This window comes from Siccirubricoccus phaeus (genome assembly GCF_008360935.1).
In the GTDB taxonomy this organism is placed as follows: domain Bacteria; phylum Pseudomonadota; class Alphaproteobacteria; order Acetobacterales; family Acetobacteraceae; genus Siccirubricoccus; species Siccirubricoccus phaeus.
Genome location: NZ_SRXO01000013.1, coordinates 20,068 through 33,318, shown reverse-complemented (window position 1 = coordinate 33,318; position 13,251 = coordinate 20,068). Strand labels below are relative to the sequence as shown.

Sequence of the window (13,251 nt, the reverse complement as noted above, 5' to 3'; positions counted from 1 at the left end):
TCAGACGCGCTTGATGTTCCAGAACAGCGCCAGCCCCCGCACCCGATCCGCCAGGTCCCGCCGCACCGCGGTCTGGGAGCGATAGGCGCCGACCGGGATATAGGGCAGTTCCTGCATCGCCAGCACCTGCATCTCCCGCGCCAGGCCCTGGCGGGCTTCCAGCGTCGGCGCCTCGAACCAGGCGTCGCGCAAGGCTTCCAGTTTCGGGATGTTCGGCCAGCCGGCCCAGGCGCCTTCGCCATTGGCGCGCAAGGTCGGGTTGGTGGCGGGCGTCAGGAAATCCATGGAGCTGAAGGCGTACATGGAAACGCTCCAGCCCCCCTGTTCCAGCGGTCCCTTGTTGTTCCGCCGCTGCACCACCGTGCCCCAATCGGTCAGCGCCACGTCCAGGTTCACGCCGAGTCGGCGGAACAGGTCGATCGCCACCTGGGTCAGCGCCGCGGGCACCAGGATGTCGGTCGGCCCCATCAGCCGGATGGGCTGGTTGGTGTAGCCCGCCTCCTTCAGCAGCGCCTTCGCCCGCTCGAGGCTGCGCGGCCCGCGCAACGGCTCGAGGCCGGCATCGCTGGCCATCGGCCCGCCCGGGGTGAAGAAGCCGGCATCCGCCTGGTAGAGCGAGGCATCCGTCCCGACCGCCGCCTGCATGAAATCCTGCTGGTCGATCGCCGGCAGCAGGGCGCGGCGGATGGCGGCGTTGTCGAAGGGCGGCTGCAGATGGTTGAAGCGCATCAGCGCCATCATCGGCAGCGGGTCCATCGGCTCGATCGCCACGGTGCGGCCGCGGCGGAGAAGCTGCTGGATCTCCGGCGGCGGCTGCTCGTACCAGTCGATCTCGCCGGCCTGCATCGCTGCCGCGGCGGTGGCCGCATCGGGGATGATCTTCCACTCCACCCGGTCGAAATGCGCGACCTTCGGCCCTGCCGTGTAGCCGCTGGCGGCGACCGGCGTCGGGGTGTAGGCCTCGTTGCGGGCGAAGGCGGCGCCGCTGCCGGCGATGAATTCATTCGGCAGGAAGCGGTAGGGGCCGCTGCCCACCACCTCGCGGAGCTGGGTGAAGGCGTCGGTCTTCGCCAGCCGCTCCGGCATGATGAAGCAGGGCGGCGCCACCGGGCTGCCCAGCGCCTCCAGCAACAGCGGGTAGGGCTTCTTCAGGCGGAATTGCAGGCGCCGGTCGTCCAGCGCCGCGATCTCCTCCACCAGCGGCAGCAGCTTCTGGCCCATGGCGTGGCGGCCGATCCAGCGCCTGACGCTGGCCACCGCGTCGCGCGCCAGCACGGGCTCGCCATCGTGGAATTTCAGCCCCTCGCGCAGGGTGATGGTGATGCGGCGGCCGTCTTCCGCCTCTTCATGGCCCGCCGCCATCTGCGGCTGCGGGCGGAAACCCGCGTCGCTGCCATAGAGGGTGTCGTACACCATGTAGCCCATGTTCCGGGTGACGTTGGACGTCGTCCAGACCGGGTCCAGGGAGGAGAGATCCGCCTGTGGCACGAAGCGCAGCAACCGCGGCCGCTGCGCCAGGGCCGGCATGGCGAAACCGGCGGCTGCCCCCGCCGCCAGCAATCCGCGCCGCCCGATCATGAATGCACCGCCCGCGCGCTACGCACGACGCAGATTCCAGAACAGCGCGAAGCCCGGCACGCGGTTGGTCAGGTTGCGCCGGAAGGAGGTCATCGAGGTATAGGCGCCGACCGGGATATAGGGCACCTCATCCAGCACGGTGAGCTGGATCTCCCGCGCCAGCTTCTTCTGCGCATCGAGGTCCGGCGCGTCGAACCAGGCGTCGCGCAGCTCCTCCAGCCTCGGGATGGTGGGCCAGCCGAACCAGGCCGAGGCGCCATGGCCGCGCAGCGGGAAATTGCCCGAGGGATCGGCCATCTCGAAGCTGGCGAAGGCGGTGAGGAAGATGCTCCAGCCGCCCTTGTCCAGCGGCTCGCGGCTGGCCCGGCGCTGCACCACGCTGCCCCAATCGGTCAGCACGAAATCGAGGTTCACGTCCAGCCGCCGCAGCATGTCGCCCGCCACCTGGGTCATGGCGGAGGGCGCCAGGATGTCGGTCGGGCCGATCAGGCGGATGGGCTGGTTGGTGTAGCCCGCCGCCTTCAGCAAATCCTTCGCCTTCTGGACGCTGCGCGGGCCGGTCAGCGCCTCCATCCCCACATCGGTCGCCAGCGGCGTGCCCGGGGTGAAGACCCCCATCTGCGACCAGAGCTGCGGGTCCGGGCCGACGATCGCCGTCATGTAATCCTCCTGGCTCACCGCCGGGAGGAGCGCCTGGCGCATCTTCTTGTCATTGAAAGGCGGATGGAGGTGATTGAAGCGCAGGATCGCCGGGTTCTTCAGGCTGTCGATCGGCTCCACCGCAATCTGGCGGTTGCGGCGGAAAAGCTGCTGGATCTCCGGCGGCGGCTGCTCGTACCAGTCGATCTCGCCATTCTGCAGTGCGGCGGAGGCGGTCGCGGGATCGGTGATGATGTGCCACTCGACGCGGTCGAAATGGGCGATTTTCGGCCCCGCCGTCAGGCTCGGCGTGCCGCTCGGCACCGGCTGGTAGTCCGGGTTGCGGGCATAGGCGACGAAGCTGCCGGAATTGTACTCATTGGCCAGGAAGCGGAAGGGGCCGCTGCCCACCGTCTCGCGGATCTGCTGATAGGGATCGGTCGCGGCGATCCGCGCCGGCATGATGAAGGCGGCGGGGTTGGAGGGGCTGGCGAGCGAGGCGAGCAGCCGCGGGAAGGGCCGCTTCAGCCGGAATTGCAGGCGCAAATCGTCCAGCGCGACCAGCTCCTCCACCGCCGGCTCCAGCTTCTGGCCGTTGGAATTCCGCTTCATCCAGCGCTTCACGCTGGCGACGCAATCGCTGGCGCGGACCGGCTCCCCATCGTGGAATTTCAGCCCGCTCCGCAGGGTGAAGGTGTAGCGCCTGCCATCCTCCTCCACCGTATGGCCGGCGGCCATCTGCGGCTGCGGCTGGAAATTCGCGTCCATGCCGTAGAGCACGTCATAGACCAGCCAAGCATGGTTGCGGGTGACGTTGGCCGTGGTCCAGATCGGGTCCAGGCTCGTCAGATTGGCCTGGGGCACGAATTTCAGCACCCGGCCGGCGGCGCCTTGGGCGTTGGCGAAGCGGGGTGCGGCCAAAGGGGCGGCAAGGGCAGCGGCGGCGCCGCCCCCCAGCAATTCACGGCGACGGATCATGGTCAGCCCTTCTTCAGGTTCCAGAACAGCGGCATGCCCTTCGGCACCTCGGTCAGGGTGCGGCGATAGGCGGTGGATTGGAAATACTGGCCCAGCGGCAGGGTCGGCACCTCCTCGAAGGCCACCGCTTGCATCTCCCGTGCCGCCGCCTGCTGGGCCGCGAGATCCGGCGCGTCGAACCATTGCTGGCGGAGCGCCTCCAGCCTCTCGCTGCTGGACCAACCCCACCAGCCCTGTGCGCCATTGCCGCGAATCGGCTGGTTGACGCCGGGATTGATGACGTCGAGCCCGGTCCAGAAGGTGAAGAAGATGGACCAGCCGCCCTGCTCCGGCGGGTTGCGATTGGCGCGGCGGGCGACGACGCTCGCCCAGTCCATGGCCACGAAATCGACATTCATGCCCGCCTTGCGGAACATGTCGGCACCCACCTGGCAGAGCGCGTTCAGGGTGGGGAAATCGGTCGCCGCCAGCAGCACGACCTTCTCGCCCTTGTAGCCGGCGGCGGCAAGGTCGCGCTTGACCTTGTCATAGTCCGGAGTGCTGGTCAGCGTGCCCATGCCGGCATCGCTCGCCAGCGGCGTGCCGGGCGGGAAGAAGCCTACCCCATCGCGCCACAGGCTGCGGTCGGTGCCGGTCACGGCGGTCATGTAGTCCGCCTGGTTGATGGCGCCGAGCAAGGCGCGGCGCACCCCCGGATTGTCGAAGGGCGGGTGCAGGTGGTTGAAGCGGCCATAGCCCATCAGCCCGGTCGGGTTGGGCAGATCCACCACGATATTGCGGTTGCGCTTCAGCACCGGCAGCAGATCGCTGGTCGGCACCTCCCACCAATCCGTCTCGCCATTCTGCAGCGCGGCGGCGGCGGTGGCGGGGTCGGGCGTCACGATCCATTCGACGCGGTCGATGTTCACGCGCTTCGGGCCGGCGGTCCAGGACGGCGTGCCGCTCTCGCGCGGGACGTAGCGCTCGAAGCGCTCATAGACGAAGCGGCTGCCCTGCACCCGCTCATCTGCCTTGAAGCGGAAGGGGCCGCTGCCGATCATCTCCGTCACCGGCCTTGCGGGATCGGCGGCGGCGGCGATGCGCTCCGGCATGATCATGCAGCAGGGGGTGACGAGGCTGCCCAGCGCCTCCGCCAGCAGCGGGAAGGGACGCTTCAGGCGGAAGACCAGGGTGGCGTCGTCGGGCGTCGAAAGCTCATCCAGCCGCGCCAGCAGCTCCTGCCCCAGCGGGTGGCGCATGGCCCAGCGGCGGATGCTGGCGGCGCAATCCCGCGCCCGCACCTTCTCGCCATCATGGAAGAGCAGGCCGGGGCGCAGCGTGATGGTCCAGCGCCGGCCCTCCTCCTCCACCACATGGCCTGCCGCCATCTGCGGCTGGATGCCGAATTCGCCGTCCATGCCGTAGAGCGTGTCGAACACCATGAACGCGTGGTGGCGGGTGACATAGGCGGTGGTGACGTGGGGATCGAGGATGCCGAGATCCGATTGCGGGATGAATTTCAGCACCCGGTTCGCCCCCGGCTGGGCAATGGCAAATTGCGGCAACGTGCCCACGGCGCCCGCAGCGGCGGTGCCGCGCAGCAGATCCCGACGATGCATTCTGGTCTCCCCGGCGGCCGCCCCGGCCGTTTCGGGGAGTGAAGCGCGGAACCGCCGGGGCGGCAAGACGCCGCCGGCGGCCCCGGGGCGGGATCAGGCCTTGCTGACGTTCCAGAACATCGGCAGCCCCTTCAGCACGCCGGTGAGGTTGCTGCGGTAGCTCCAGGGCTGGAAATACTGGCCGACCGGCAGGTAGGGCACCTCACGGAATCCCTCCTCCTGAATCTCCGCCGCGATCTTCTGCTGCGCGGGAAGGTCCGGCGCGTCGAACCAGGCCTGCCGCAGCTCCTCCAGCTTCGGCATGGTCGGCCAGCCGAACCAGGCGTTGGCGCCGTTGCCGCGCAGGCCGAGATGCCCGGCCGGGCTGAAGAAATCGAGCCCGGTGAAGAAGGTGAGGAAGATGCTCCAGCCGCCCTGGTCCGGCGGGTTGCGGTTGGCGCGCCGCGTCACCACGCTGCCCCAGTCGGTCGAGACATAGTCCACATTCATGCCCGATTTCTGCAGCATGTCATGGCAGACCTGGGCGAGCGCATTGAGGCTCGGGAAGTCGGAGGCGGCGATCAGCACCACCTTCTCGCCCCTGTAGCCGGCGGCGGCGAGATCGCGCTTCACCTTCTCATAGTCGCGCGGCGCGGTGAGGACATCGAGCCCGGCCTCCGACGCGAAGGGCGTGCCGGGCGGGAAGAAGCCGACGCCGTCGCGCCACATGGACTGGTCGGTGCCGATGACGGCCGTCATGTAGTCCGCCTGGTTGACGGCGCCGAGCAGGGCGCGGCGGATGGCGGGGTTGTTGAAGGGCGGGTGCAGATGGTTGAAGCGGCAAAGGCCCATCAGCCCGGTGCGGTCATACTGCTCCACCACCACATTGCGCATGCGGGAGAGGCGCGGCAGGAGGTCGGCGGTCGGCTGCTCCCACCAATCCATCTCGCCGGATTGCAGCGCGCCGGCGGCGGTGGCGGCATCGGGGATGACGTGCCATTCCACGCGGTCGAAATTCGCCGCCTTGGGGCCGGAGGTGAATTCCGGCGTGCCGCCGCTGCGCGGCGTGTAGTCGGCGAATTTCTCATAGACCACCAGGCTGCCCGGCACGCGCTCATTCGCCGCGAAGCGGAAGGGGCCGCTGCCGATGTTGTCACGGATCGGCGTGTTCGGGTCGCTGTTCGCGATGCGCTCCGGCATGATGAAGCAGACCGGCGAGGCCGGCTTGGCCAGCGCGTCGATCAGCAGGGCGAAGGGTTTCTTCAACCGGAAGGTGAGTCGCCGATCATCCTCTGCTACCAGCTCATCGAGGTTCGCCATGATGGCCTGGCCCATCGCGTCCCGCGCTGCCCAGCGCTTCACGCTGGCGACGGCGTCGCGCGCCCGCACCTTCTCGCCATCATGGAATTTCAGCCCCTGGCGCAGGGTGATGGTGACGCGGCGGCCGCCATCCTCCACCACATGGCCTTCCGCCATCTGCGGTTGCGGCCGGAAGTCGTTATCCACGCCATAGAGCGTGTCATAGATCAGGAAGCCATGGTGGCGGGTGACATAGGCGGTGGTGACGATGGGGTCGACCACCGCGACATCCGCCTGGGGGATGAATTTCAGCAGCCGCGCGCCCTGCGCGGTAGCAGGTGCCGCGAGCGGCAAGGCGGCCGCGCCGGCGGCGCCGAGGAGGAAGCTGCGACGATCCATGGCGATCCGGTCCCGTCTCTGTGAAGCCGATTTGGGAAACCGCATCCCGCGACGGAACGCAAGGGTGGATCACGACCGGGGATGCAGTGACTGCTGCGTGCAGAGATTAACGCTGCGTTCGGCGACTCCTTCGAACGTGATGCGCATGCGGGCACTTAGCCCATCCGGAGTGCGTGACGTCACCATGGCGTGGTTTGTGTGCACCGCGGCATTTGCGTAGATGACTGACCCCAGGATGCAGCCGATGACCGCACTGTTCCAACTTCCCCCCGCCCTGGCCGAGCACAGGCTCGTCCGTCTGGGCGGGGAATTCTTCCGCTTCGGCGTGGTCGGCGTCGCCGGCTTCCTGGTCGATTCCGGGGTGCTGACGGCCGCGATCGCGCTCGGCCTCGGGCCCTGGTTCGGGCGGGCGCTGTCCTACCTGTTCGGCGCCACCACCACCTTCCTGCTGAACCGCGCCTGGACCTGGCGGCACGCGCCGCGGGACGCCATGGGACGGCGCTGGGCGCTGTTCCTGCTGGTGAACCTGGTGGGCTTCGCCTGCAACTACGGCACCTATGCCCTGATGATCACCAACCTGCCCGTGGCTGCCGCGCATCCTGTGCTCGGGGTCGCAGCAGGATCCCTGGCGGGCATGGTGGGTAATTTCCTCCTCAGCCGGCGCTTCGTCTTCGCCCGCGGCGGCGAAGCCCGGCCCCTTGCGACCTGACAGCAACCGGTGGGTGAGATGTGCGACAGACCGAGCCTTCCCCCGTGCTGCCCCCGCCTGACCCGGCGCCGCCGGAGCCTGGCCGCATGGGCAGGCTGATGCCGGCCGAGCCGCGCGGGCCGGAGGCCCAGCTGCTCTCCGCCGCGGCTGGCGATGCCGGCTGGGCCGGCCTGGCCGGCAGCCTGGTGCCATTGGCCGGGATGCGCCCGGCGGCGGTGCCGCTGCCCACGACACTGCCACCAGCCCTGGCCGGGCTGCTGGTCGGCACCAGCGACGCCCTGGCCACCGCCCTGGCCGGAGTGCTGCTGCAATCGGCGCCGCTGCCTTTCCGCCTGCCTTCGCTGGCGCTGATCGGCTGCGTCGCCGTCGCCATGCCGCTGCTCGCCGCGGGCCTCGGCGCCTATGCGCCGGGGCGGCTGTTCGGCGCCCGCCGCGCCAGCCCGCCTGCCCTGGCCGGGCTGGCCCTGACCCTGGCCGGCATGGCCGGGGCGGCCACCGCGCTCGGTGCCGGCCACGCCTTCCCGCTGGAGCTCGCCGGGCTCTGGTTCGCCCTCGCTCTGCCGCTGCTGCTGGCCGGCCGCGCCGCCGCCGGCTCCGGCCTGCGCGCCATCGCCACCCGGGTCCGGCAGCGCGCCGTGGTGGTGGGGGATGGGCCGCAGGCCGTCCGCTTCGCCGCGGCCGTGGCGCAACAGCCGGAATCCGGGCTCCGGCTGATCGGCCAGGTGGCGGATGACCATGGCAGGCGCGACGCGCCCGGCATTCCCGGCCTGCCACGGCTCGGCGACCTCGATGCGCTCTGCCAGCTCATCCGCCGCGGCGCGGTGGAGCAGGTGATCCTCGCCCTGCCCTGGACGGAGGAGGCCCGCGTCACCTCGGTGATGCAGGTGCTGGCGGATTATCCGGTGGATGTCCGGCTGGCGCCCGACCTGCTGCATTATCGCTGCGGCCGCGGGCCGGAGCGGCTGCGCCTGCACCGGCTGGCGGACCGGCCGATCAGCGGCGGCGCCGCGGTGGTGAAGGCGGCGGAGGATTACCTGCTGGCGATCGGCGCCCTGCTGATCGCGGCGGTGCCGATGGCGCTGATCGCGCTGGCGGTGCGGCTGGACAGCCCCGGCCCCATCCTGTTCCGCCAGCGCCGCACCGGCTTCAACAACAACGAATTCCACGTGCTGAAATTCCGCACCATGTATGTGGAGCAAACCGACCATCTGGCGGAGCGCCAGGTGACCAGGGGCGACAAGCGGGTGACGCGCGTCGGCGCCATCCTCCGCCGCACCTCGCTGGATGAGCTGCCGCAGATCTTCAACGTGCTGCGCGGCGAGATGTCCTTCATCGGCCCGCGCCCGCACGCCCCCGGCACCCGCGCCGGCGGCAGGCCCTTCGAGCAGGTGGTGGCGCGCTACGCGGCGCGGCACCGGGTGAAGCCGGGCCTCACCGGCCTTGCCCAGGTGCGCGGCTGGCGCGGCCCGACCGAGACGGAGGAGAAGCTGATCCGCCGGGTGGAAAGCGACCTGGAATATATCGAGACCTGGTCCCCCTGGCTCGACTTCACCATCCTGGTCCGTACCCTGCTGACCGTCGCCGGGATGAAGAACGCACTCTAGAGCGGGATCGGTTGAGCTGCGCTCACCTGCCCCGCTCTAGCTCATTGTTCGTCGCGTGATTCACGGTTTCGGTCGATTCGACCTCAACCGATCACGCTCTGGCTCCGCACGACGTCGCTGCGCGCCGTCGTGGGGCCCCCGATGGCGCGGGGCGATCGGCGCTGCGCACAGCCTGCCGCGGCGAAACCGCGACAGGCACCGGGCGGCCCGGTTCGGCCAGGTTGCCCCCGAGGACATCGTCTCCGCGCCGGTGCGCGTCTTGCCGGTCCTCGCCAGGGCGCCGGAGACGCGGTCCGGTGCGGCCGGGCGCCCTGGAAACTCCATTTTCCGGCGCTATCCTGCGCGTGATCCCGGCTCCCCTGCCGGGGACGCAGGAGAGTGTCTTGCCCGATTCCCTCGCCGGGGCGCGCCCCGCCGCCACGCCCATGCCGGCTGGCGCGGCGCCCCGCATCGCCGTCCTCATCCCCTGCTACAATGAGGAAGTGGCGATCCCCCGCGTCATCGCCGCCTTCCGCGCCGCCCTGCCGCAGGCCGCGATCTACGTCTATGACAACAATTCCAGGGACCGGACGGTGGAGGCGGCGCGCGAGGCCGGCGCCGTGGTCCGGCGGGAGAGCCTGCAGGGCAAGGGCCATGTGGTCCGCCGCATGTTCGCCGATATCGAGGCCGATGCCTATGTGCTGGTCGATGGCGACGACACCTACGAGGCCGCCGCCGCGCCGGAGATGCTGCGCCTGCTCTTCGCCGAGCGGCTGGACATGGTCACCGGCGTGCGGGTGACGGCGGAGGCGCAGGCGGCGGCGGCCTACCGCCCCGGCCACCAGCTCGGCAACGCCGTGCTGACCGGCATGGTGCGCCGCGTCTTCGGCGACCGCATCAGCGATATGCTCTCTGGCTACCGCGTCTTCTCCCGCCGCTTCGTGAAGAGCTTCCCGGCGCTTGCCTCCGGCTTCGAGACGGAGACGGAGTTCACCGTACACGCGCTGGAGCTGAAGCTGCCGGTGGGCGAGGTGAAGACCGCCTACAAGGAACGCCCCGCCGGCTCCGCCAGCAAGCTCAGCACCTACCGGGACGGGTTTCGCATCCTGCGCACCATCCTCATCCTGGTGCAGCGGGAAAGGCCGCTGATGTTCTTCTCCATCGCGGGCGCGCTGCTGCTGCTGGCCTCCGTCGTGCTGGCGGTGCCGCTGCTGCAAACCTTCCTCGCCACCGGGCTGGTGCCGCGGCTGCCGACGGCGGTGCTGTCCACCGGACTGGCGCTGCTCTCCTTCCTCGCCTTCGCCTGCGGGCTGATCCTGGATACGGTGACGCGGGGCAGGCAGGAGGCGAAGCGGATCGCCTATCTGGCGATACCGGGGCCGGATTTCGACTGAGGTGCCGAGAGGGGGCGCTGCCCCCTCTCGAACATCGGACGCAGTGCGTCCGATCCCGCCAAAGGCCGAAGGGCCTTTGAAACCTTGAGTTTGGCGTCTCGACCGTCGGGTCCAAAACTCAGGGGTTCAAAGGGCCTTTCGGCCCTTTGCGGGGAGAGTTTGAGAGGGGCAGAGCCCCTCTCAACCCAACGCCAGAGGCAACCCCACATAATTCTCCGCCAGCGTCATCGCCCCCGCCGCGGAGCCGCAGATGTAGTCCAGCTCCGCCACCTGCACCTTGTGCTCGAACGGGTCCTCGCCATCGAAGCTATGCAGCAGGGAGGTCATCCACCAGGAGAAGCGCTGCGCCTTCCACACCCGCGCCAGCGCCTTCGCCGAATAGGCCTCCAGCAGCCCCATGCCACGGCCGCGGTAGAAGGCCTGCAGCGCATGCGCCAGCACGCGGATATCGGCCACCGCCAGGTTCATCCCCTTGGCCCCGGTCGGCGGCACGATATGCGCCGCATCCCCCGCCAAGAACAGCCGGCCGAAGCGCATCGGCTCCACCACGAAGCTGCGCATGGCGGTGACGCCGCGCTGCAGGATCTTCCCCTCCTTCACCGGGGAGCCGAGATCGCGATGCGCCAGCCTTGCATGCAGCTCCGCCCAGATCCGGTCGTCGGACCAGGCGGCCAGATCCTCCTCCGGCCGGCATTGCAGATAGAGGCGGGAGAGCGTCTCGCTCCGCATCGTCGCCAGGGCGAAGCCGCGCTCATGCCGCGCATAGATCAGCTCCGGCGAGGCCGGCGGCGCGGCGGCGAGGATGCCGAGCCAGGCGAAGGGATAGACCCGCTCATAGGCCCGCAGCACGCCCGCCGGGATGCTCTCCCGGCAGATGCCGTGGAAGCCGTCGCAGCCGGCGATGACGTCGCAATGCAGGGTCTGCGCCGCGCCTTCATGCACATAGGTGATGGAGGGGTAGTCGCTCTCCAGGTCGTGCAGCGCGACCTGCTCCACCTCGAACTGCAGCGGCGCGCCGGCGCCGAGGCGGGCGGCGATCAGGTCCTTCAGCACCTCCTGCTGGCCATAGATCGTCACCCGCCTGCCGGTCAGGCTGGTCAGCGGGATGCGATGGCCCTCGCCGTCGAAGCGCAGCTCCAGCCCCTCATGCACCAGCCCCTCGCGGTGCAGCCGGTCGCCGACGCCGGTCTCCGTCAGCACGTCCACCGTGCCCTGTTCCAGCAGCCCGGCGCGGATGCGCTCCTCGACATGGGTGCGGGAGCGGCTTTCCAGCACCACGCTCTCGATGCCGGCGCGGTGCAGCAGATGGCCCAGCAGCAGCCCGGCCGGCCCGGCGCCCACGATTCCCACCTGCGTCCGCATCTTCCCACCCCTCCCCGTCCTGGGACGCTTCGCGCCGGCCGGACCACCGCCCTGGCTGCCACGCCCCTGCGAGGGTACGCCCGGCCCGGCGGAAGCTGCCGGCCAGCCTGCCCGGCCCGGACCCGGCAACACAATATCTGGAACGCATTATCCTAAGCGAGTTGCAACGATCATCGTTTCCGCTGCGCTGGGGCTGCCGCGCCGCCGGGGAATGGGTCAGGATCGCTGACGGAGGATCTGCCGATGACCCGTATCCTGTACGACCTGGCCGGGGCGGACCCGGCACGGCGCTTCAGCCCCTTCTGCTGGCGCACCCGCATGGCGCTGGCGCATAAGGGCCTGCCGGTGGAGACCATCCCCTGGCACTTCACCGAGAAGGAGAAGCTGGCCTTCTCCGGCCAGGGGCTGGTGCCGGTGCTGGTGGACAATGGCCATGTCCTGCACGAATCCTGGGACATCGCCTGCTGGCTGGAAGCGCATTACCCGGACCGGCCGAGCCTGTTCGGCGGCCCGGCGGCGCAGGCGGCGGTGCGCTTCCTGAATTCCTGGGCGGACAGCGCCCTGCACCCCTGGATCGCCCGGATGGTGGTGCGGGACATCCTGGACGTGATCCGGGAGGAGGATAAGGCCTATTTCCGCGAAAGCCGGGAGAAGCGCTTCGGCACCTCGCTGGAAGCATGGGTGGCGGAGCGCGACCGCCAGGTGGCGGAATTCCGCAAGGCGCTGCAGCCGGTGCGGCTGACCTTGCGGGCGCAGCCCTTCCTGGCCGGCGCGGCGCCCGCCTATGCGGATTACATCGTCTTCGGCGCCTTCCAATGGGCCCGTTGCACCAGCCCCTTCCGCCTGCTGGAGGAAAGCGACCCGGTCTTCGCCTGGCGCGCCCGGATGCTGGATCTGTTCGACGGGCTTGCGCGCAATGCGGTGGGCTACGAAGTGTGAAGCGAGGATCGGGGAGAAGGCCGATGGAAGACCGGATGGACACGGGCGCGGTCTGCGGCCCGGATGGGTGCGAGGTGCCGGCCGAGGCCACCGCGGCGGCGCTGCCGCTGCAGCGCGCCACGGCGCGCATCGACATCGTCTCCGACGCCATCTGCCCCTGGTGCTGGGTGGGCAAGCGCAACCTGGAAGGCGCGCTGGCGGAGCTCGCCGAGCAGGGCGAGCATTTCGAGGTGCATTGGCACCCCTTCCAGCTCAACCCGGAGATGCCGCGGGCAGGCGTGGACCGCGACGCCTACCGGGCGGCGAAATTCGGCGGGCTGGAAAAATCCCAGGCGGCGGATGCTCGGGTGGCGGCGGCGGGCCGGGCGGCGGGGCTGGAATTCCAGCACAGGCTGATGCGGCGGACACCGAACACCGTCGATGCGCACCGGGTGATCGCCCTGGCCGGGCAGCAGGGCGGGGCGGTGCAGAACGCCGTCGTGGAGGCGCTGTTCCGGGCCTATTTCCAGGAGGGCCAGGATATCGGCGACCGCGCCGTGCTGGCCGCGGTGGCGGGCGCCGCCGGGATGGAGGCCGCGAAGGTAGCTGCCTACCTGGACAGCGAGGCGGGCGAGGCCGAGGTGCGGCAGCAGGATGACAGCTTCCGCCGGGCGGGGCTCTCCGGCGTCCCGACCTTCGCGCTGGACGGGCATGTGGTGTTCAGCGGCGCCATGCCGCCGGAACAGATGGCGGAGGCGTTCCGCAGGGGGTTGGCCATCCTGCGGCAGCGGGCGGCGTAGACGCCCGGGGGGCTC

The 13,251-nt window shown here is 69.9% G+C and carries 10 protein-coding genes; 5 read left to right on the top strand and 5 right to left on the bottom strand.

What is annotated here, in order from left to right; genetic code table 11:
- The 4 genes from E5N76_RS17980 to E5N76_RS17965 all read right to left on the bottom strand — a co-directional run bounded on the left by E5N76_RS17980 (position 1) and on the right by E5N76_RS17965 (position 6,470).
- The gene (locus tag E5N76_RS17980; protein ID WP_149538710.1) at positions 1-1,578 is read right to left on the bottom strand and encodes an ABC transporter substrate-binding protein; all 1,578 of its coding nucleotides are present in this window, start codon (positions 1,576-1,578) and stop codon (positions 1-3) included.
- An 18-nt stretch (positions 1,579-1,596) separates the two neighbouring features.
- Entirely contained in the window at positions 1,597-3,192 is a 1,596-nt protein-coding gene (locus E5N76_RS17975; protein WP_408021714.1) for an ABC transporter substrate-binding protein, read from the bottom strand.
- Between the two features lie 5 nt (positions 3,193-3,197).
- Entirely contained in the window at positions 3,198-4,793 is a 1,596-nt protein-coding gene (locus tag E5N76_RS17970) for an ABC transporter substrate-binding protein (protein WP_149538708.1), read from the bottom strand.
- A gap of 93 nt (positions 4,794-4,886) precedes the next feature.
- On the bottom strand, positions 4,887-6,470 hold the full coding sequence (locus E5N76_RS17965; RefSeq protein WP_149538707.1) for an ABC transporter substrate-binding protein: 1,584 nt from the start codon (positions 6,468-6,470) through the stop codon (positions 4,887-4,889).
- 244 nt (positions 6,471-6,714) lie between these two features.
- On the opposite strand from E5N76_RS17965, the gene E5N76_RS17960 reads away from it, so the two are divergent.
- The 3 genes from E5N76_RS17960 to E5N76_RS17950 all read left to right on the top strand — a co-directional run bounded on the left by E5N76_RS17960 (position 6,715) and on the right by E5N76_RS17950 (position 10,156).
- On the top strand, positions 6,715-7,179 hold the full coding sequence (locus E5N76_RS17960) for a GtrA family protein (protein ID WP_235907758.1): 465 nt from the start codon (positions 6,715-6,717) through the stop codon (positions 7,177-7,179).
- Positions 7,180-7,265: 86 nt separating this feature from the next.
- Entirely contained in the window at positions 7,266-8,783 is a 1,518-nt protein-coding gene (locus E5N76_RS17955; protein WP_149538706.1) for an exopolysaccharide biosynthesis polyprenyl glycosylphosphotransferase, read from the top strand.
- Between the two features lie 425 nt (positions 8,784-9,208).
- Positions 9,209-10,156 (top strand): glycosyltransferase family 2 protein, encoded by a 948-nt coding sequence (locus E5N76_RS17950; protein WP_149538838.1) that lies wholly within the window; start codon positions 9,209-9,211, stop codon positions 10,154-10,156.
- A 180-nt stretch (positions 10,157-10,336) separates the two neighbouring features.
- On the opposite strand, the gene pobA is transcribed toward E5N76_RS17950, so the two are convergent.
- Complete coding sequence (gene pobA, locus E5N76_RS17945) at positions 10,337-11,518, bottom strand: 4-hydroxybenzoate 3-monooxygenase (protein ID WP_149538705.1); 1,182 nt, start codon at positions 11,516-11,518, stop codon at positions 10,337-10,339.
- A gap of 243 nt (positions 11,519-11,761) precedes the next feature.
- Here pobA and E5N76_RS17940 point away from each other — a divergent pair, with 243 nt between their 5' ends.
- Positions 11,762-12,457: a glutathione S-transferase family protein gene (locus E5N76_RS17940; RefSeq protein ID WP_149538704.1), complete on the top strand. Its 696-nt coding sequence runs from the start codon at positions 11,762-11,764 to the stop codon at positions 12,455-12,457.
- Between the two features lie 23 nt (positions 12,458-12,480).
- Positions 12,481-13,236: a DsbA family oxidoreductase gene (locus E5N76_RS17935; RefSeq protein WP_207792014.1), complete on the top strand. Its 756-nt coding sequence runs from the start codon at positions 12,481-12,483 to the stop codon at positions 13,234-13,236.
- Positions 13,237-13,251: the final 15 nt, after the last annotated feature.